This window comes from Paenibacillus sp. FSL H7-0737 (genome assembly GCF_000758545.1).
GTDB lineage: Bacteria > Bacillota > Bacilli > Paenibacillales > Paenibacillaceae > Paenibacillus_AQ.
On record NZ_CP009279.1, the window covers coordinates 1263440 to 1282807 of the forward strand.

General features: G+C 43.4%; 18 protein-coding genes and 1 pseudogene. 12 read left to right on the plus strand and 7 right to left on the minus strand.

Going from position 1 to position 19368, the window contains the following annotated elements:
* Positions 1-322: 322 nt before the first annotated feature.
* The 5 genes from abc-f (at position 323) to H70737_RS05515 (ending at position 4809) form a co-directional block, all read left to right on the plus strand.
* Positions 323-2173, plus strand: coding sequence for a ribosomal protection-like ABC-F family protein (abc-f, locus tag H70737_RS05495; protein WP_042185442.1), 1851 nt, complete (start codon positions 323-325; stop codon positions 2171-2173).
* Between the two features lie 149 nt (positions 2174-2322).
* Complete coding sequence (locus H70737_RS05500) at positions 2323-2622, plus strand: hypothetical protein (RefSeq protein WP_042185444.1); 300 nt, start codon at positions 2323-2325, stop codon at positions 2620-2622.
* A 212-nt stretch (positions 2623-2834) separates the two neighbouring features.
* Positions 2835-3374, plus strand: coding sequence for an RDD family protein (locus H70737_RS29675; RefSeq protein ID WP_052404175.1), 540 nt, complete (start codon positions 2835-2837; stop codon positions 3372-3374).
* Positions 3375-3518: 144 nt separating this feature from the next.
* The gene (locus H70737_RS05510; RefSeq protein ID WP_042185446.1) at positions 3519-3953 is read left to right on the plus strand and encodes a MarR family winged helix-turn-helix transcriptional regulator; all 435 of its coding nucleotides are present in this window, start codon (positions 3519-3521) and stop codon (positions 3951-3953) included.
* Between the two features lie 46 nt (positions 3954-3999).
* Complete coding sequence (locus H70737_RS05515; RefSeq protein ID WP_042185448.1) at positions 4000-4809, plus strand: SDR family NAD(P)-dependent oxidoreductase; 810 nt, start codon at positions 4000-4002, stop codon at positions 4807-4809.
* A gap of 86 nt (positions 4810-4895) precedes the next feature.
* Here H70737_RS05515 and H70737_RS30965 read toward each other — a convergent pair whose 3' ends face one another.
* Genes H70737_RS30965 through H70737_RS05530 form a run of 3 tightly spaced genes read right to left on the minus strand, consistent with a single transcriptional unit; the run spans position 4896 to position 8039 of the window.
* Positions 4896-7208, minus strand: a complete 2313-nt coding sequence (locus H70737_RS30965; protein ID WP_042185450.1) for a carboxypeptidase-like regulatory domain-containing protein — start codon at positions 7206-7208, stop codon at positions 4896-4898.
* Positions 7198-7545 (minus strand): hypothetical protein, encoded by a 348-nt coding sequence (locus tag H70737_RS05525; RefSeq protein WP_042185452.1) that lies wholly within the window; start codon positions 7543-7545, stop codon positions 7198-7200. The genes H70737_RS30965 and H70737_RS05525 overlap by 11 nt, the downstream gene beginning before the upstream one ends.
* Positions 7542-8039, minus strand: a complete 498-nt coding sequence (locus H70737_RS05530; RefSeq protein WP_269321802.1) for a sigma-70 family RNA polymerase sigma factor — start codon at positions 8037-8039, stop codon at positions 7542-7544. The genes H70737_RS05525 and H70737_RS05530 overlap by 4 nt, the downstream gene beginning before the upstream one ends.
* Positions 8040-8349: 310 nt before the next feature.
* Here H70737_RS05530 and H70737_RS05535 point away from each other — a divergent pair, with 310 nt between their 5' ends.
* The 4 genes from H70737_RS05535 (at position 8350) to H70737_RS05550 (ending at position 12675) form a co-directional block, all read left to right on the plus strand.
* Positions 8350-9030, plus strand: coding sequence for a YjgB family protein (locus H70737_RS05535; protein WP_442950254.1), 681 nt, complete (start codon positions 8350-8352; stop codon positions 9028-9030).
* A 145-nt stretch (positions 9031-9175) separates the two neighbouring features.
* Positions 9176-10327: a winged helix-turn-helix domain-containing protein gene (locus tag H70737_RS05540; protein WP_042185458.1), complete on the plus strand. Its 1152-nt coding sequence runs from the start codon at positions 9176-9178 to the stop codon at positions 10325-10327.
* Between the two features lie 81 nt (positions 10328-10408).
* Positions 10409-11707: an MFS transporter gene (locus H70737_RS05545; protein ID WP_042185460.1), complete on the plus strand. Its 1299-nt coding sequence runs from the start codon at positions 10409-10411 to the stop codon at positions 11705-11707.
* A 401-nt stretch (positions 11708-12108) separates the two neighbouring features.
* Positions 12109-12675, plus strand: a complete 567-nt coding sequence (locus H70737_RS05550; protein ID WP_042185462.1) for a histidine phosphatase family protein — start codon at positions 12109-12111, stop codon at positions 12673-12675.
* 76 nt (positions 12676-12751) lie between these two features.
* Here the strand turns inward: H70737_RS05550 and H70737_RS05555 are convergent, their stop codons facing one another.
* The 4 genes from H70737_RS05555 to H70737_RS05570 all read right to left on the minus strand — a co-directional run bounded on the left by H70737_RS05555 (position 12752) and on the right by H70737_RS05570 (position 15971).
* Positions 12752-13534, minus strand: coding sequence for a TatD family hydrolase (locus tag H70737_RS05555; RefSeq protein ID WP_042185464.1), 783 nt, complete (start codon positions 13532-13534; stop codon positions 12752-12754).
* Entirely contained in the window at positions 13531-14664 is a 1134-nt protein-coding gene (locus tag H70737_RS05560; RefSeq protein ID WP_042185466.1) for a copper amine oxidase N-terminal domain-containing protein, read from the minus strand. The genes H70737_RS05555 and H70737_RS05560 overlap by 4 nt, the downstream gene beginning before the upstream one ends.
* A gap of 103 nt (positions 14665-14767) precedes the next feature.
* Positions 14768-15415 (minus strand): hypothetical protein, encoded by a 648-nt coding sequence (locus H70737_RS05565; protein ID WP_042185468.1) that lies wholly within the window; start codon positions 15413-15415, stop codon positions 14768-14770.
* A 136-nt stretch (positions 15416-15551) separates the two neighbouring features.
* Positions 15552-15971 carry a MarR family winged helix-turn-helix transcriptional regulator gene (locus H70737_RS05570; protein WP_042185470.1) on the minus strand — a complete coding sequence of 140 codons (420 nt, stop codon included), beginning with the start codon at positions 15969-15971 and terminating at the stop codon, positions 15552-15554.
* Between the two features lie 290 nt (positions 15972-16261).
* Here H70737_RS05570 and H70737_RS05575 point away from each other — a divergent pair.
* From H70737_RS05575 to H70737_RS05585, 3 genes and pseudogenes are all read left to right on the plus strand, one after another.
* Positions 16262-16825: pseudogene (locus tag H70737_RS05575) on the plus strand (sigma-70 family RNA polymerase sigma factor); the annotation flags it as partial.
* A 130-nt stretch (positions 16826-16955) separates the two neighbouring features.
* Positions 16956-17594, plus strand: coding sequence for a DUF3600 domain-containing protein (locus H70737_RS05580; protein WP_052404176.1), 639 nt, complete (start codon positions 16956-16958; stop codon positions 17592-17594).
* 256 nt (positions 17595-17850) lie between these two features.
* Positions 17851-19251, plus strand: a complete 1401-nt coding sequence (locus tag H70737_RS05585) for a helix-turn-helix domain-containing protein (protein ID WP_042185474.1) — start codon at positions 17851-17853, stop codon at positions 19249-19251.
* The last annotated feature ends 117 nt before the right edge of the window (positions 19252-19368 follow it).

Below are 19368 nucleotides of genomic sequence, written 5' to 3' on the forward strand. Positions count from 1 at the left end.
GGACAATGACGGAGGACCACCGACTAATGAATAACTAACACGTTTCCTAGAAGAAGACCATAGAGCTTGTGAAGTGCATATGCACAAGTCACGGATCACCCGTTCAGGGTGATAACGGTCAGGGATACGTGTGTCGGTCGGGGGTCTTACGTTGCTTTTATATGAATAGATCTATCTATTGTTTGGTTTACTCTGCATACAGCAGGTGATCACGGCCGTAGTCTATTCATGTTATGGCATATTTCCCCCCCCATCATACGCTATTTGACCGCAGACCGCTGGCTGCGGTTTTTTATTTGCAATATAATCGGAGGAATGAAATATGACCCTAATAAAAGCAAAAAATATACGTAAAGAATGGAACGGGACCCTGTTGTTCGAGAAGGTGTCCTTTGAGATATCAGAAGGAGAGCGTGTGCTCTTGTTCGGTCGTAATGGAATCGGCAAAACCACATTGCTTAAGGGGCTGATCGGTCGCCTCCTCTTTGAGGAGGGAAGTATCTATCATGGTTTGCCACGTGAGGAATGGGGTGTGCTGGATCAGCAGCTAGAAGTGTCCGAAGAAGTGACCGCCTTGGATTACGTAATCGCCGGATCGCCAGAGCTCCCCCAATTGAAGCGCAGGCTTGAAATTCTCAGTCAGAGGTTGCAGGAGCAGAACGACGAGAGTGAAGCGGGACTTACTGAATACGCCGAAGTGTACGATCAATACTTGCAGCTTGGTGGTTATGACTGGGAGGCAAAAGCGGAAAAATGCTTGAAGCAGCTCAAACTTGAGCGTTCGGTTTGGAATGTGCCGTACCCATCGCTAAGCGGTGGGCAAAAGACACGCGTTCAATTGGCCGCATTGTTAGCTCAGCAGCCGAAGCTGTTGATTCTAGATGAGCCGACGAATCACTTAGATGGAGAAACGATGGAGTGGTTGGAACAATGGGTCCATACCTATCCCGGAACTGTGCTTTATGTTTCGCATGATCGTACGTTCATCGATCGAACGGCGACGGCGTTGCTGGAGCTTAGTCCAGAGGGGTGTCGCCGGTATTCGGGTGGATATACGCAGTATCGGGAGCAGAAGGAGGTAGAGGCGCGAACGCTAGAGGGACAATATAAGAAGCAGGAACAGGAAAAGGAGAAGCTGCTGGAGAGCATCAGAAGGTATTCCGAATGGTTCCAACAGGCACACCGTGCTGCCGGACAGCATGATTTCCTGCGTGCGAAATCAAAGAAGAACGTATCTCGTCTTCATGCGAAGGAAGCTGCACTCGAACGCTTAAATAAGAACCGTGTGGAATTACCACGCGAGACAAGTAAGCTGAAGATGAAGCTGGAAAGTGAAGCGTTTATGGCGGACACTTTGCTGTCACTCCGTGAGATTGATTTTGCATATAAGGGTAGTGCGCCTGTACTGAAAAATTTCAGTTTGTCATTGAATCGAGGCGATCGTCTCGCTATTCTGGGTCCTAATGGTGTCGGTAAGTCTTCTTTGCTGAAGCTGATTGCTGGTATTCATCAACCTAGCAAAGGTGAAGTGCGGCTGCATCCGCGTACGAAGGTTGGTTATTTTGCGCAAGAGCTCGATAATCTAGCGGTGTCGTCCACCATTCTGGATAGTTTGCTTGAACTGCCAGGTATGACCCAAACGGAGGCACGAACGATTCTGGGCTGCTTTTTATTTTCGCGGGATGATGTCTTTAAACGAATTGGTGATTTAAGTCTGGGGGAGAAATGTCGTGTAGCTTTCCTTAAACTGTACTTTGGAAAAGCTAACCTATTAGTACTGGATGAACCCACCAATTATCTGGACATTGACACTAGGGAACGAGTAGAAGAAGCGCTAAGGGTATATCCGGGAGGAATTGTGATGGTCTCACATGACCGGTACCTTCACACTAAAGTAGCTAATCGTTTGGTAATACTAGCACCGACTCAGGCACCGAAGTTTTTTCAAGGCTCCTATGAGGAATACATCTCAAAAGACAGGAGTCGCGTGCTTACCCGTAAAGAACAGGCCCTTGAGGACGACCTCGTTCTTCTGCAGCTGCGTCTGAATCAACTGATCCAGAGCGGAACTAGGAATACAGAGGAGGAGAATGAAGCGTTAATGGCGGAAATCGTTAATCTGAGGGCGCAGATTCAGGAAATAGAGGGTAAGGAAAAAACTATACACTCATAGGGAAGAACCGACACAACCTAGCTCAGGATAGAAGGTATCTTGGGCTGGGTTGTTTTTTTATTCCGTTAGAAGTCATCACAGTCAAAGTGTATAATTGGGTGAATATGGATGTTTTGCGTACAGAAAATTTTGAAGGGGAGGCTCTAGAAATGAGAAAACTAGGTTCTTTTATATTGGAATTACTTCGAATGTGTGTATTGCTTGTGTTGACCTTGTTTATTTTAGGCGGGGTAGAGAGATTTATATATCAATCTATATTTGGTCAGCCTATGTATAACTGGAGTATGGCGCTCGGGAATTTATTGATATTTTTTATGCTGTATCGGAATCATTTTCAGTTTAAAGGTTGGTACAAATCGCACAAAAATCAAAAGCTAACGATCCTCACTACGAGAATCACAATGGTTGTATCGCTAGGACTTATCATCCTGCCGATCGGGCTCGGCTAAGCCTATGAGGATTAGAATCATCGGGGGCTGTGATGATTTTTGAATGGAATCGGGGATATGATCAGGAAGCGATACATAGAATAGTTGAATTAACGAATAATTTTTCTGATAGACGGGTGATTCTAAAGCATAATAAGGAACTGGAAACCATTATTGAAGAGCGGATAATCAGGATGAATGAATAAAGTAAGCATAGAGAGTGAGGCCCTAATATGGATAATTATAAGGTTGAACGTTTGGAACAGGAGGATTTCATAGGCTTTTGGAAAAGAGTTCTCGCTACTATTCTTGATCTCCTTATCATTCTGATACCTGCGGTTATTGTATACTGGATATTCAATTCATTAGCTGTATCCTTGCATTCGGAGATTCCCATCATCCTTGAGTATATTTTCTTCGTCGTGTTTGATGTTTTTATGATCGTTAGATTTGGAGGAACGCCTGGGAAGCTGGTTTTAAAGATGAAAATTGTCAATCAGCAAGGGAATATCCCAACGTTGAAGGAAGCTCTAATTCGAAATATTTTCCGAATCATTAGTACGATTTTTTCAATGATTGTTGGCGTAAGCCTCTACGATCTCACTGTGATTTCCACCACTCTTAATTTATGGGCACCTTTAGCTACTGACCTCAGTAAAATACTTGGCCTCATCATGCTTGTGGATTATCTATTTGTCGCATTTACTCCCCGTAAACGGGCGCTTCACGATATGATGGCTGGTACTTATGTTGTTGATAAATCCGCAATCTAAAGGATGCTTTTATAAGCATCCTTTTTTTAATATTAAGTATTTTACTATTAAATAATTTACTATTAAATAATTTACTATTAAATATTTTAGTGTTAAAATATATGTCGAAGCAGCTAATAATTATGAATATCTAAGGAGGATGTCTTGGAAAACCCAGATATTTTTAGACTCATACATGCAGTTGAATTATTCACGAATGAAATTATTGTTCGATGGATGAATGCTTTTGACCACAATATTGGGATATCTCCTGTTCTCGTCTTGGGAGAATTGAATAAAAAGGGTCCCCAGAAGCAAACTACTTTGGCTAAGAAGCTAGGTTATACGCCGGGGGCGATGACGAATATTGCCAATCGCTTAATTAAGCAGGAAATGGCCGAGCGCAAATATAACGAGGATGATCGCCGAAATGTACTGCTGTCTATCACGGACAAAGGCAGAGATGTACTGAAGGAAGCACAGCTAAAAGGGCAGGAGCTCCGAGCTGAAATGTTTCAGAAGCTCGATGAAGAAGAACTGCAGCAATTCTTGAAAATCTATGAAAAGTTGTTAACGAGCTTTGATAGCTCTGAAACATAAATGAAGTCATCTAAGAATCTTAATCACATTATAAAGGGGTATGAATATGGGAAGAGTTCAAGGTAAGGTTGCATTAGTAACTGGAGGCGCTTCAGGTATTGGCTTATCAGCCGCTACTTTAATGGCTAGAGAAGGAGCCAAAGTTGTCATCGCCGATTTTAATGTAGAGGCTGCCAAAGAAGCAGCGGCTAAGATTAAAAGTGAAGGTGGAGAGGCGGAAGGTCTTTTCCTGGATGCATCCCAAGCGGATTCGATCAAGGAAGCTGTTGATTTCACAGTCGCTCAGTATGGCACAATTACAGTCTTATTTAACAATGTAGGTCTAACTAATCTGCAAAAAGACCTAGATGTCGTCAACATAGATTTGGAAGAATGGGATCGCTTGATGAATGTGAACACCAAAAGTGTTCTGTTAGGCAGCCGGTTTGCCATTCCACATATGATTAAAGCGGGCGGGGGTTCGATCATTAACACAGCTTCCATGTCAGCATTTGCTGGAGATTCATTGCGCACGGCTTATGGCTCCTCTAAGGCAGCTGTTGTGAACCTAACTCGTTACATCGCCACACAATATGGTAAAGATAAGATTCGTTGCAACGGAGTGGCTCCGGGCCTGATCTTAACACCTGCGGCTGCAAGAAATATGCCGCCAGCTGTGCTGGATATTTTTCAGAAGTTCAACGCTCTGCCTTACCATGGAGAAGCGGATGATATCGGAAACACAGTGTTGTTCCTGGCATCGGATGAATCTAAATTCATTACTGGTCAAACGATTGAAGTAGAGGGTGGTCACTATATGTCCAACCCGAGCATTACGGACTTCCAGAATTACATGATGGAAGCTAAAGGTAAATAAAATCATGCGTAATTAAAAAATCCGGTCCATGCTCGTGTTAATCGAGAGGGACCGGATTTTTGTTTGTATAAGTGAGTTAGGCTAAGTTAGCTTACCTTTTCAACAGCTTGCATAAAGGTCTTCAATGCGGAAGACTTTGCCCCTTCGATCCATTGCTTCAAAACATCTGTCTGACCATTTACATACCATCCGAGTTTTTCCTTCAGCTCTTGGTCAAAGTTGTTAGGCTGTTTTGTTCGTTCAGCTATGAGCTGTTTAATCATTTGTGGCCAACGATACCCATTAAGACCAAAGCTGTGTTCGGGGTAATGCTCAGCCAGTGTCAATACAGAAGAAAGCGACTCACCAGCGTATAATTCTGCCGCCAAATAGCTGCCAATAAAACGATGGCTGTTATCATGCTCTAAGGCGATAGCAAATTGCTCCCGAGCTTCTGTAAGCTTGCCTTGATGCATGAGAGCTACGGCGTTTATAGAGCGTACATAACTGTTTAATTCGATTGGGTTTAACTCGTTGTAGCGGGAATGAAATTCGTTATAAGATTTCCAGTCCTTATGGTCAAAATAATACTGTGTCAACGTGAAGGTATAATTAGAATAAGGATGCAACTGTATGAGCTTTTGGAGTAGCGGAATCGCCTGATCTTCTAATGAGTCATCCTTCGTCAGGGAGGATTTAGCGAGCATCAGCTTCACAAGCATATGCAGGGCATGAGCATCCTGTGGATCATCGGCAACATTCTGTTGGTACATTTCTATGGCTTGATCAGGTTTCTTATTTAACAATAGTCTATCGGCTATGGTTAATTCTCGTTCCTTGAGATAGAAGAAGGGCAGATTACCAACGGTGTCTTCGTTCAATCTGTAGCCATTACTGCGGGTAAGCAGATGTCCATCCGCATCAAATGCCTCGATATTCCAAGAAAAGCGTGCTTCAGGATTCATGAACACGAGAAAAGATAGAGGATCAATCGATTCAAAGCCCTCTCCGCCACTGCCGTAGGAGAAACCACTGTTGTAATAGAGTTCATCTACTGGAATAGAGACTTGATTGTCCGTGATATGGTCCCGAATCTGCGAACTGAAGGAGCTCCCCACCATTGAGACCCCACCGCTTAAACGATAGTAAGCCGCACCTTCAACAGCCTTCCAGTGGAAATCTACAGACTGACCCGTTATCGTCTCCTGATTAATAGGAGACTGAAGCTCAAGCAGAGGTTGTAGAACAATGCTCTCATTCAACCTATCATCCGGTTTAACTTCAATCCAATCGTCATTCTGTACAGGCCAAGTCCATCCGTCGATCTGATCATAGCTAAGTCCAAGCTGCAATTGATAGAAGCCCGGAATCACACCGTGGAATTCGAAACGCCCTTCATCGTCGGTAACGATTCGGTACGGTTCAGCAGCTGTGATGCTGTGATTAACCTCGCTTTCAGCACGGAGAAAAATACCTGCGCGTGAGATTGGTGTCCCATCGCTTCGGGTTAGGGTTCCAGATACGACAGCTGTTGAGGTACTTCCCATATCTACAGCTGACTGAATGGCAGATATTAGCGCTTCAAGCTGCATTTCGGCTTCTGAAGTGCCAATCGTTGGTGCTGAACTTGATAATGAGCCCGCTGCTTCGCTGTCTGCAGTGTCTTTATCAGAGTTACTAATGACAAGACTCATTTGTTTATGAATATCCTGCCAGTATTTTTTGTAGCTCTCCAAGCCATTGGTTACTACGGCAAGGGCTTCCTGCGCTTTGCCTTTCGTGAAGAGCAGGCGCCCGGTAAGCCATGCTTTTTGCGCTTCTAAATCTTTCTGATTCTCGTATGGAAATGTAGTTTGTTCAAGAATAGATTCAGCGGCTGTTGTATCCCCACGATTCAGGGCACGTTCTGCTTGAAGCAGCGCCAGTTCTTTTGCCACGCTAGAATTACTGTCTAACTGTTTCGCGGCGGTGTTTAGCGCTTGATCTCCGACGTCTCTACGACCAAGAGCATCATATTCGTAGGCAAGCAGCTTTACCGCAAATATACGTGTATTATTCGCTGGCCCATCAAGAATGTATTCCTCTAGCAACGCGATTTTATCCTCTGACAGCAAGCCGGAAATACTAGGTTCATCATGATTCCACTGACTCATAGAGGGGCCAATATTTACGTCGTATCTATACGGATCGTAGCCGTGCTCCTTATCGATGATATTTGTTTGAATAAGCTCCATACGTTTACTGCCAGTTGTAGACTCTAGCTTTTTCAGAAGTTCTGTACGGGCCAGGTTAGATTGAACAGCTGGGCTTTCCTCCATTTGTGCCTTTGAGGAGGGCAGAAAGTTAAATAGAAGAATGAGCAGGGAGGCAGGGAGTAGCACGAATGACACTAGATGTTTGACTTTGATCTTAATTCGCATGTCTCTTCACCGCCTGATCATAGATATCCTTCCAGTACGTATTGCCCCCAGCCTCAATAAGTTCACGGTTCGGGTGCTGCTGGACGTTTTGTTGTGGTTGATGTTTAACCTCTGGTTGATGAAGTGTCAATGATACGACTAGAATAATGGCACCAATCGCGCCTATAGGTTTCACAGGGATCTCGATTTCTTTATTCCAGAAAGCCAAGAGACGAGCTCCAAAGGTTGGAGGGTGGGTCATCTTGAGGACGCGTTCATGTCCTTCGAAGTGTATGGGTTGTAGTTCTTCATCTAGCTGTTGCTTGATAGCTTCGCGTTTCGTATTCCCCGTATTCATAAGAAATGTCCCTCCTTCTCCAACATCTTTTTTAAGAGTGTCCGTCCTCTAACTAACCGGGATTTAATCGTATTCTCCGGTGTATTCAATTGCTCGGAAATTTCACGGATGCTCATCTCATGAAAGTAATATAACGTCAGACATTCGCGGTATACATAATCGAGATTCCTGATGAATTCGGCGAGTCTAACATTATGCCATTCCACCATAAAAAGCTCTTCTGCACCGGCAGTGAAGCCCGCATCATCGCTGGCTTGTAGCTCTGACCCACCCGAGGGGAAAATATTACGCCAGCTCCAAGTCCGTTGCTTCATGCGGCAGCGGTTGACTACGATGCGAATGAGCCAAGCCTTTAACCGTTCGGGATCCTGCAACTGATTCATTTTGGCATAGGCTTGAATAAAAGTATCTTGTACCGCCTCTTCGGCACTCTGTCGATCCTTGAGCAGTAAGCAAGCGGTTCGGAGCAGCATATCGCCGTAATCGTCCATCAATAGGCGGAGAGCTGACTCATCCTTTGCTTTGATTCTCTCTATAATATTCAGATGAAGCTCCCCTCCCTTTACTAATAAGATGCGGCTTGGAGGATTAAGGTTGCGTTTGTGTGGAATATTTTTACTAAGGGGGAGTATCTCCCGAGATGATGTCCCGTAATTTATTGATGTTCAGCAGATTTGGGTAAATGATTTTTAGACCAAGCCAAGCCCTCCTTGGCTGATGAAACTTTTTCATTTCAGTATCGTCTATATTTTCAGTTCCATTTTTTTGCAAGCTGGTTTTGAGCTAACCTACTAAGGAGATGACATCATGTCGGTACAGATTAAATTTTTAGCAGCTTCTATTTTGCTCACAGGAATGATTGGATTAGCTGGATGCAGCTCGAACAATGAGCAAGCTAATTCTGCTTCCCCAACTACGGCGCCAACTGAAACGGTAACAGCAACCGCAGAACCAGAAGTTAGCCCATCAACCACTCCTTCGGAAACCGCACCAGCAGCGACCACTTCCCCTACGGAGACTAATAAAGATACAGCGAATGCGAATCCGCAGAATAGCGACAAACAACTTCAAGAATTACTTGAGCTTGCTAAAAAGGGCAAGGTGCCCGGTGTTGAATATGCTGCTCATACCGGACTAATTGATGAGGTAGAAGCTGATTGGGGTAAACCTGATCAACAAGAGTCAGCGGGAAAAGGTATTTATGCTACCTACACTGATGAACATGTCGTATTCGGATTCAATAAAGGGAGCCTAATCTTCGATGTTCGTTCCAGTGATGCTGCGCTGCAAGAGCTAACACTGAAACAGATCGAGTCCACACTGGGCAAGCCGGATGATACCAAAGTAAATGGCGAGGATAAGATCTACACTTATCAAGCCAATGATCAATTCCAGTTGAAATTCATTATTCCAAACTCGACGGGTAAGGTAGGTCACATCTCTGTTTTTAGTGAACAGGATTCCATTAATAATATGGCTGGATAAGACCAGCAATGGGTGCAAGGAGCAATCATGCAGAGAAATCTGCGGGTTGCTCTTTTTGTATGTTTTTTTTTAATCTGGAGTACGCCTTGGATGGGCTGATATAATGTAACCAATGAGCGGATTCGGGGGAAAGAGAGGTTCTATCATGCAGCTGGAATTAATCGAAAGTGAATATAAAGTGACCGGAGATGGGATAACGATCGAATTATTCCCAAAAGAGTTTACGCTTTTTCAGTTCTTGTACAAAAATAGAGGGCGTACGTTTAGTCGAGATCAACTGCTGGATAAGGTATGGCCCCTAGAATACCCAGTAGAGCGAACGGTAGATGATCATATTTATCGCCTTCGTAAAAAGCTTAACAAGCTACAAGGCTTGGATATTAAGACTGTTCGTGGATTTGGCTATAGTCTGACGATGCGGGAACCCTCAGTAACTATGACCAATCCGACTACATATGACGCAAAGATGCAAGAGACGATGCGGGAGGTATTCGTAAAATATCATCAATACGGCCAAGGACGATCCATGTTAACTTTAGCGCGACAACAGGATGTTTTGGGTTATGAAATGGATCCGTTCTATTCGATCTATATTCATTTTGTGCAGGGAGATTTGGAATGGCTTCTGAACACAGAGGAAGTTGAGATAGAAGAGCGTTTCTATTCTTTGATGATCTGTTATATATTTTTGGGTGATCCGAAGAAGAAATTAGAGTTCTGTGAGCTAGTCCTTGAGAAAAAGATTCTTTTGCCGCCCCAGCATCGTGAAATGGAGATCCTTAATATTCTGGATTTGTACACATTTGCCGGGCAACCGGAAAAAGCAATAGAACGATTAAAGCTAACGCATGAGGTGATTAAAGAGCCTGGGTATGAGAACTTCATTCCTGTAACGGCCATTTCCGAAATGCTCGTACACTTGTGGATGGGGACAAAAGATCAGGAATTGGAGCGGATGGCAAAAGACATTGAAGTGCTTTTGCAGGAGAAACCTTTTTTGCGTGAGATCGGCAGTTATAAAGTTGCAAGAGGCTTGTGGTGTCTACGGCGCAAGTCTTGGCGTGAAGCAGAGCAGTTATTGGATGAGGCGCTTCAGGTGCTAGAGATGTCAGGATTCGTGCCGATGCGGATATATGCGTTATACCGAATTGTTCACTATTGTAACGAGTTTTCTCCCCAGTCAGCTTTGCATCAGAAATATGCAGATTTATTTGAACGAGAGAAGGAAGAGCGGGGATTCCATCGTTTGGAGCAATCCTTGGAAAACGTGCTTATGAATATCGTGACAGCTCTCTGATAATTCTCTGACAATTCTCCGTTACATTAAGATCATGCTTCATATGTTCTTGTTCTTAATCGTATCTTGGAGGAATGTCCGATGAATGCTTCATCACAAGCAGGAACGAGTCTGCTAAAAAACAAAGTGTATATGCGTGTGTACAGCGCATATGCGACAGCCACTTTTGGGGATTGGTTCGATGCACTGGCGATTCAGGTACTCGTAGGGTACCGCTGGCAGGCTAGTCCGTTAATGCTGGCTTTGATTCCAGTCTCCATCGCTTTACCTGGGATTCTGCTCGGCTCCGTGGCGGGGGTAGCGGCTGACCGACTAAATAAGCTAAAGCTAATGCGGATGTGTGATCTACTAACGGCATTGTTAACAGTACTAGTTCTTTTCGCTCCCAGTATGGTGTGGCTACTTCCGTTACTGATGTTGCGTGCTGCTATCTCGACGTTAAATGTGCCTGCCCAGCAGTCGATGACCCGCAGTATGGTTAGAGAGGATCAACTGCTTCAAGCCACTTCACTTAATGGAATCGTAAATCAGGGTTCCAAAATCGCTGGGCCATTGCTGGGTGGTTTTGCATTGTCTGTGCTGACGCCGCAGTGGTGTATTTTGATCAATGCTTGTCTAAGAGGCTGTTCTTACTTGCTCCTACTTACTGTTAAAAATAGTGAAGCAGGACAAGTCAGCTCAGAGAGCAAGGGGGATCCAGAGGAGCATGTTTCTCTCCGCACGATGTGGAAGGAAGGCTGGAGCTTTATGCTGCGCAGCAGACTGCTGCTAAACAGCATGCTGTTTGGTTTAGTTGGTGCGTTAGCTATTCAGATGATCGATTTTCAGTTTACAAGTCTATTCAGAATTATCGCACCTGCTGAGGAATCTATGCTGGGCTGGCTTGTCGCGGCAACTGGTGTGGGTGCAATATTGATGATCATGGTCATGAACAAAATGAACCGGGGAACAGGCTACGGCTGGAAGCTAGGTACCGGTTATGCACTTATTGGTGTATCGGTCGGAGGGCTTGGCCTGCTTCAGCCAGGCGTTACTAGCCTTCCTGTATTGCTGCTGGGATTCGTACTGGGTCTCGGAAACGGAATGTTTATGATTACCTTCAATTATTGTTTACAAAAAGAAACTCCCCCGTACATGACAGGGCGTGTGTTCGGTATTCAAAGTACCATTCTTAGCGGAGTTATGATTGGCGCTCCACTCCTCGGTGGAATGCTGGTTCAGGCTGCTGGGCCTAGTCGAATCTTTTTAAACTTTGGTATCGTAATCGCTTTGATAGGTGTGCTGGGGATAGTATTTGGCCGCGTGCTGTGGCCTGTGCAGAAAGAGAAAAGTGATAGCTCAACGGAGCAACCGGGTAAGGTTAAAGTGGTGGAAACTTGAGGCTGCAGATTTATTCAGAAATAAGCTTGCGAAGGTTGGAGTGAAGGTCAGGCAAACTTGCCAGACTAGAAGGCTTGAGTAGCATAGACTACCTAGCAGGCTTACCTAGCATTTAGTTGCAGAATCTGCAATTAAATGCTGTTCCATCGTTCAAGCCGAACTTTAGTTGTATTTAGTGCAGCTATAAATTGATTTTTTCTCTTTTGGGGTAGAAATGATGGTTTTTAGTTGCAGAAACTACACTTATTTGCTCAGCAGACCTCTTTTTACGCTTAATAGTTGTATAGAGTGCAATTAAGAGATTTCCTAGCTCGCTAGGATCGATTCTTGCCCGTAAGGGCTTTTTTTATGAAGGAGTTTGGATAGAACACGAGAAATGTAAAGGTAGAGGAGGGGGAAGAATGGCAACTTTTATTTATATGGTAAGGCATGGTGAGTCACCCAAGCTGCCCGGAGGAACTGAGAGAACACGTGGATTAACAGCGAAGGGGGAGGCGGATGCCCGTAAGTTAACGGAAAAATTACGTCTCGAAGGAATTCAAGTCTTTTATTCAAGTCCATATCTTCGGGCTATACATACGGTTTCTGGCTTGGCGCAGGAGTTAGGGGCAGAGATTCAAAGTGTTGAAGATCTTCGGGAAATCCATTTTTCGGATGGAAATATGATCATGCCTGACCAGGAGCTATATCCATTACTGGAAACAATGTTTGCTGATCCAAATTTTGTTCCGGTTGGTGGAGAGTCCATTTATGCGTGTCAGAAGCGATCAGTTAGCGTGCTGCAAGATATACTGAAACAACACAGTGGGCAAAAGATTGCGATTGGCACTCACGGTGCAGTCATGACGCTTATGATGAATTATTTTGACGCTAAATATGATCTGGATTTTCTACTACAAACCACAAAGCCGGATATTTATAAAATGGAGTTTGCAGGAGGAACGTTAATGGGTGTGGAGAGGTTGTGAACTCCCAAATTGGGATAAAGCTGTGATTATTCACAAGGATGGCCTGGCATTCGCTAGGAACCATCCTTTTGTTTATTTACAAGCTATAAAATCGCTTAGTATTCGCAGTCAGTATCTCTTCTGCTTGGCTGGAAGTGTAGCCATGGAGCACTCCCCAAGCGGCAGCAACATCTCGAATCATAGATGGATGCGTGACTCTACCCGCAAAAGGTCCTTCAAATGGCCAAGGACCATCGGTCTCCGCCATGACAAGCTCTGGGGGATAGCGGCGGGCAAGCTCTTGGATCTCCGTCTCATAAAGGATGTCAGGGGTGAAAGAGATATAGTATCCATTCTTAATCATACGGTCAATGGCTTCTTCGGGTCCCTTGAACCAGTGGAAGTGGACACGCTTTATACCGTGTTTCTCTAATAGATCACAGGCAATCAGCGAATCCTCATAGACAGCGTGCAGGACCACTGGTTTATCTATACGGGCGGCAAGCTCAAGCAACTGATCAAGAAGCTGAATGTAAGGCTCCATATCAAAAGCTTCGCCACGCTCCAGCGCTTCAGCACGTGAATAATAAGGCAGTCCAATTTCACCTACAGCGATGAAATCCTCCCGGGCTTGACGCTCAATCCATTCCAGCAAAGAGGATAACTCAGCTTTCTGCGGTATGGGTTGCTCTGGATGAAAACCATAAGCTGGACGTACCACTCCGGGATAGGTAGCGGCAAGCTTTTGAGTGCGAACGCAAGAGTCTAAATTCATGGAGACAGCAATCAGGGCTTCGATCCCCAAGTTAGGAATCTCACTCAACATTTGTTCTGAAACCTCAGGCTCATATTGCTCTAAATGTACATGGGCATCAATCATAGCTGCTTACCCACCACATAAGAGGCATACTCCTCATGAGGCTCAAAACGAATGGATTCAGGTTCCATTCCATCATTCCCTGATTTGTAGGAAAAGGTTAATGTGCCAATACTCTCTAAAAATCCAATATAAACATTGGTTTCAGCTTTCAGCTTGCCTTCTTCTACCATGTAGTAAGTCACAGCACCAATCCCGGCTTTTTCGCCAAGATTGCCATCCCCGCCACGATCCGGATACCGCATAGTAACCATAGATGGAGTTGAACCTTTTACCTGAATTTGAATTAAGGCATCGCCTTTTTCATTGGAGATTTTTGAGGTAACAAATGCTGAGACAGCTTTATCTGCGGAAGGTACATTCATTTCTTTCCACTGGTCAGGCTTAATGACGTGAAGCTCCTGCATAGACATGCCCGTACCTGTTCCTAGCCACAGTATGACAACAACTTCTTCCTGCCCATCCTGATCTATGTCGGCATAATGAATCTCAGGAGTGTAACCTAACAATCTTGGTGCTTCCCAATTAAACGTATGCTTGTTACCGTTCACCTCTACAACAAATCCTTCGTAGGTACCGCCATTTTTGAGGGCAGTATAAAGCTTAACTTGGTCATTTTCTGTAGCAATCGCGAGAGGTTCGCTGGGTGTTCTTACGGTAGTACTAACATCCCCTGATGTAATGGAAACTTCATTTTGCGAGGCATTCAGCTGCGCAGTGGCACCAGAGAGAGAGTTTAGAGAGTCTGCCGGAATATATATAATACCATTTCGTAGAATTGCAGGTCCCCCCAGCTCATTTTGATAACCGTCACCTTGCATATACTCATTACCTGGCTTCAAAACATATTTACTGCTTCCATCAGAGATGGTTAAGGTTTTCGTAGCATTATCCCATTGTTGTTCAGATGAGTAGTACTCCATGAGTACTTTTGCAGGTACATAGACCTTATCACCTGAGAAAAAAGGTGGGAGAGAAGGAAGAACGGTTTCTCCATCAACGATTAGCTTCAGTGGTGCTTCAGTAGTTTGTGTTTGGTTAATTGCCATTGTTGTATCCATATCTATAGATGCCGATGCTCCGCATCCGGCTAAAAAGAGCGTGATAGCTCCGATTACGATGATTTTATTCATAATTACCTCCGAGGATTAAGTCCAATCCTCTTAAGTATAGATTAAATCAGCGCGTAGTAGGTCACTTTCTGTAAACAAAGCAGAGACAAGGTTGTTACGTTTGCTATTTATTTAAAAATACGGTCCGAGTAACTTGTGATTTAGGGTCTACCGTTAGACTTTTGCTATAGCGGATCTCCCCAATAGAACAACCCGGTCCGATGACAATATCTTCACCGCAGACGAGATCTGCTGTCGTTCGATATAACATGATGCTAGTCCCTTCAATCGTTTTGCAGGTGAGCTTCCGGAAGTAGGGGATTAGCGCATTCATTAGCTTCAAAGATGGCTTAACAGTAATGGTACCGCTAGATTTTATGACATCGATTGTGCTTCTGTTTCCTAAACGTAGCTCAATGGATGATTCAGCAGTTAACCTATGGATCTTCACAGCACCTTCGGCATAGAAGGTTTCGAGTGCAGCATCTTGTGCTGCAGAAAAGTATCCAGACGATTGCAGTCTGTCTGCCTGGATGTGTTGAACACGGAGACCTCCCAGATTGATAACCTGTTTGGCTCTACAATGACCTCCAATCGAACAATCGCCAGATACTTTTAACTTAGCGGTAGTAACATTCTTCTGTGCACTTAAATGGCCGACAACATCGATGGTATCCGCACGAACATCTTCTTTGAGGGTCAGTGAACCTCTTACTTTCAGCGGTGGACCGATCATTTCCTGGCGTTCAAAAAGATCATTAGCATTGGACATTTACAGGGGCCGCCTTTCAAAATATATTTTAATGATTAAAATATATAATTATTATAATATATAGTCAATATAGTATTTTGGGCATAAAAAAACTGCCGTCAGTTTCCTGACAGGCAGCAATATAACCCAAAAGCTTTTAGTTCATCATTTTATCCATTAGCACATTTATTTGTTCTAAGGTTCCTGAGATTTTATCCAAATCCGAGGTAGGAAAGGCTTCAAAGATATGGAGAATCCGCTGATGCCCTTGTTCTGTAAGGACAATATTGACGACTCTGCGATCTTCCTTCGTCCGCACACGTTCGATAAGACCGGTATCTTCCAACTTATCGCACATCGAGGAAGCGGCTCCTGGTGTAATAATGAATCGTTCGGAGATGTCAGTAATGTTCAAGCTACCTATAAGCCTGAGCTGGAACAGCAGAAGGATCTGATTGTGAGTCAGGGTCTCCTGCTTGGTGATCATATCAATGAAGAACTGGGATTTCTGCTGCACATTTGCCATGGATTCCATAACCTTATGGATAGCATATTGTTTATCTTGCTCTGTGCTCATAGCCACGCTCCAATTTACTTTAGTTCCTAAAATATATAGAAGCTATAATAAGCTTGTCAAGTTAAGGGGTTCTCTCTTTCTTACAGGCGAATTTATTTAGCTAAGTAAATTTTGCGGGAAAGGAGAGTTTGAGTGATGCCAGAGCGCGTGGTGCTTGGTCCATAACGGCGGTCAAACCACTTGAACCTGATGCAGCTCAAAAGGCTGGGTTAAATTCGTTAAAATAAATCGAACGATATCTCTTTGATTTACCAATATATAGTGTAAGACCGAAGGAGGGATTGAGAGGGATGAAACATCCAAATGAATATTCTCAGCTCATTGCGCTTACGCTAGCCGGCAGTCGTGAAGCGTATGGTGAGCTATATGAAGCAACGATCCGGGATGTATATCAGACCGTTCATTTCCTCGTTCGCGAAACCTCCGATGTGGATGATATCGTTCAGGAGATTTACATTCAGGTGCACCGTTCTCTTGAACAATTTGACGTAAACCGCCCCTTTAAGCCTTGGCTGATGGGAGTGGTCATGCGGCAAATTCATGCCTATCGAAGAAAGAGATGGACGCATCTCCGAATGGTGAAAAAAGTAGAACAAACAGATCTAATGCTGGAGCATGATTTCACGAGTGATGTTGTGGACAGGTTATCTAACCGCCGCCTGCTAGCAAGTGTAGATCGTCTTCCATTTAAGCTGAAGCAGGTGATTATTCTGCATTATTTAAACGAATATTCACAGGAAGAAAGTGCTGCGATACTGGGTATTCCGCTCGGAACCGTGAAATCCCGTATTCACGCTGCACTGCAGAAGCTTCGTCAGAAGCCAGACAATCATACTCTTTTTAAGGGAAAGGTGGAGGACCTGCATGAATTTCAAAGAAGAGTTACGGACAGTTCTGCAGGAAGAGGCGAGAAATATAAGTGCCCCACCGGAACTGAAGGAGCAAATATTAAATAGGGCCGTAGCCAAACAAGGGGGAAGACGTATGAAGAAATGGCTCGTGGCAAGTATTATGGCGGCTGCACTATTAATTCCTACTGGAGCTTATGCCGGATATCATTATTTGGCAGACAATATGTATGGATCCCCAGCAACTGCTGCTACGATAGGAGTAACCCAGCAACAATATGACAGGCTTGAGGCCAAACTGCAAAACGCGAAGCAAAGCTTTGACGAAGAGGAATTCACAAAGCTGATGTCCTTACTAGAGGATTTGGGAGCTTATAATCTGCAAATGGCCGATGCTGAAGGCGTCTTTCACCTAGAACAGTTAGGTGCGAAGGACCAGAAGGCATATAAAGAGTTACAGGCTAAGCTTGAACCATATTTCGAACAAATAAATGAAGCGAAAACATCAAAGAAATCAGTGCAATCCGTAGATCGCGATGCTTTCTGGAATGGCTTGCTTGAAAAAGCTGAACAGAGGCTTACTAAAAAAGAGTTTGAGGAGATCGAACGATTAATCATAGACTTACAAAGCTATGATGCTAAGGTATTTGATGCAGATGGCAGTATTCATATGGATCGGCTTTCGAAAGAAGAGATACAAAACCAAGAGAAGTTAATTGAAACGCTAGACCCTTATATTAAAAAGCTGGATATGATGATTAAACCTAGCTCTTAGTTGAATTTAAATGCATGTATTGAATAACTATCGATAGCAATATCATAAGAAAAACCATCAGAAAAGGTCTATTACACCTTGTATTCTGGTGGTTTTTGTCTTTTACTAATTTAAAGTCTATACATTGATCACCGAATAATTGCATAATGAAAAGGAATAGAAAAAAAGTATTTGACCACTGGAATAATTAGACATATATTTATTAAAATGCTATTTGCTTATCTATGAATTATGTTGGCGGAAGGTGGCTTTGATCATGAAGCAGATGACCATTCGTGCAGAACTGGCAGACTATCTCAAGAAGCAGGGGATAACGATCAATCAGTTCGCAGAGGTGTCTAAGGTAAATTCAGGCACGATCAGTAATATCATCAATGGGAATCGCCCAATAGCCATGCAACAATTAGATCGGATTACAGAAGGTATGGGATTAGAAGAAGGCTGCTACTATGATTTGTATGTGGATGAGTGTTTTGTTCACTCCAATCCGAATTGGAGACGTCTTCGGCCATTTCTATATCGCTGTGCAGAGCTGGATAAGCTGGAATGTATTGCACGGGTAGTTGGGATCATGATGGATAGCTTATCTTATACGCCTTCGTTATTTGATACTGCAGAAGATTTTTTTACGCTAGGGAAGCACAAAGCAGCAGCGATGTTATATGAGAGTGTGGCTGAGAGTGAGAAGTATCAACATTCAGAGCGGCTGGCCCTTTGCCAATACAGGCTATTCACGATCGCTTTGGGTGAAGATCGGGATGCTAATTTGCGAGCAGCTGTGCAATTTGAAGGATTTGTTAACCGGCTTGATGAGGTGGACCAGCTTGATGCGCTGAAAGATTTGGCGAATACATATAGTGCTTTACGACATTGGGACAAGGTAATGGCAATGGCTAAGGAAATGGGGAATAAAGCAACAATTCAATATCATGCTAAATACGACCGTGCCAGAAAAAGCAGGCTTCAAAAGGAACCTGAAATCCCACTATTCTCATATATTCAATACTCTTACATGCTACGTTCAGTAGTTTATAGAGAGCTAGGAGATTATGATAGGGCTTTACATTATGTTAACATGTATATGGATATGAACTGGATTCGGGAAGACACGGAAGAAGCTTTGCAGCTTATGAATCAATGTATGGAGTGGGCACGGGCTAATATTAACTTGCTGCGAATTTTAAAAGGGGATATAACGGTGCTGCCGGAATATGTAGCATATCTTGAACAAAGGGAGGAAGAGATCCTCTCAGGTCTGTTCAAAATCCTTCAAGCAGCTAATTATTACCAATTTAACGTGGATGATATTCTTCTGCAGTTTGAGGGGAAAATATCAGATTGTAGAGATCATCATCAGCTAGAGATTAGATCCTATAATCAACAAATCTTCGAAGATAGATATACCAACTTGATGGCTGAGATAGCGTTTTATTATATAAGAAGAAATAAATATGAGATTAGTATAAAGTATATAATGGAAAGTTTAGAATATTCAGTAAAAATCAATAGTGAATCATGTATTATAAAATGTGTTGGAATGTTCGAAGAGCTTCGTCATACGGTATCTTTAGAAACGCAAAAAGAATACAGAAACCTAATTAGTAAGGTGCATCGAATCAACGAAAAGAAAAATGGCTTTGTTGTTAGCAGTGCATAGTAACGTAATTATTACCTTCATTCTAGTATTTATTAGAATCATTTCTTTATAGTACTGCACTTATTTGTAAATTATAGAATTTGACATATACCTCTAGTATATTAATTTGAGGAGGTA

Bases quoted from the DNA above. Each gene is read 5' to 3' on its own strand.
- abc-f (WP_042185442.1), top strand. From the start codon at position 323: ATGACCCTAATAAAAGCAAAAAATATACGTAAAGAATGGAACGGGACC.
- H70737_RS05500 (WP_042185444.1), top strand. From the start codon at position 2,323: ATGAGAAAACTAGGTTCTTTTATATTGGAATTACTTCGAATGTGTGTA.
- H70737_RS29675 (WP_052404175.1), top strand. From the start codon at position 2,835: ATGGATAATTATAAGGTTGAACGTTTGGAACAGGAGGATTTCATAGGC.
- H70737_RS05515 (WP_042185448.1), top strand. From the start codon at position 4,000: ATGGGAAGAGTTCAAGGTAAGGTTGCATTAGTAACTGGAGGCGCTTCA.
- H70737_RS30965 (WP_042185450.1), bottom strand. From the start codon at position 7,208: ATGCGAATTAAGATCAAAGTCAAACATCTAGTGTCATTCGTGCTACTC.
- H70737_RS05525 (WP_042185452.1), bottom strand. From the start codon at position 7,545: ATGAATACGGGGAATACGAAACGCGAAGCTATCAAGCAACAGCTAGAT.
- H70737_RS05540 (WP_042185458.1), top strand. From the start codon at position 9,176: ATGCAGCTGGAATTAATCGAAAGTGAATATAAAGTGACCGGAGATGGG.
- H70737_RS05545 (WP_042185460.1), top strand. From the start codon at position 10,409: ATGAATGCTTCATCACAAGCAGGAACGAGTCTGCTAAAAAACAAAGTG.
- H70737_RS05550 (WP_042185462.1), top strand. From the start codon at position 12,109: ATGGCAACTTTTATTTATATGGTAAGGCATGGTGAGTCACCCAAGCTG.
- H70737_RS05555 (WP_042185464.1), bottom strand. From the start codon at position 13,534: ATGATTGATGCCCATGTACATTTAGAGCAATATGAGCCTGAGGTTTCA.
- H70737_RS05560 (WP_042185466.1), bottom strand. From the start codon at position 14,664: ATGAATAAAATCATCGTAATCGGAGCTATCACGCTCTTTTTAGCCGGA.
- H70737_RS05565 (WP_042185468.1), bottom strand. From the start codon at position 15,415: ATGTCCAATGCTAATGATCTTTTTGAACGCCAGGAAATGATCGGTCCA.
- H70737_RS05570 (WP_042185470.1), bottom strand. From the start codon at position 15,971: ATGAGCACAGAGCAAGATAAACAATATGCTATCCATAAGGTTATGGAA.
- H70737_RS05580 (WP_052404176.1), top strand. From the start codon at position 16,956: ATGAAGAAATGGCTCGTGGCAAGTATTATGGCGGCTGCACTATTAATT.
- H70737_RS05585 (WP_042185474.1), top strand. From the start codon at position 17,851: ATGAAGCAGATGACCATTCGTGCAGAACTGGCAGACTATCTCAAGAAG.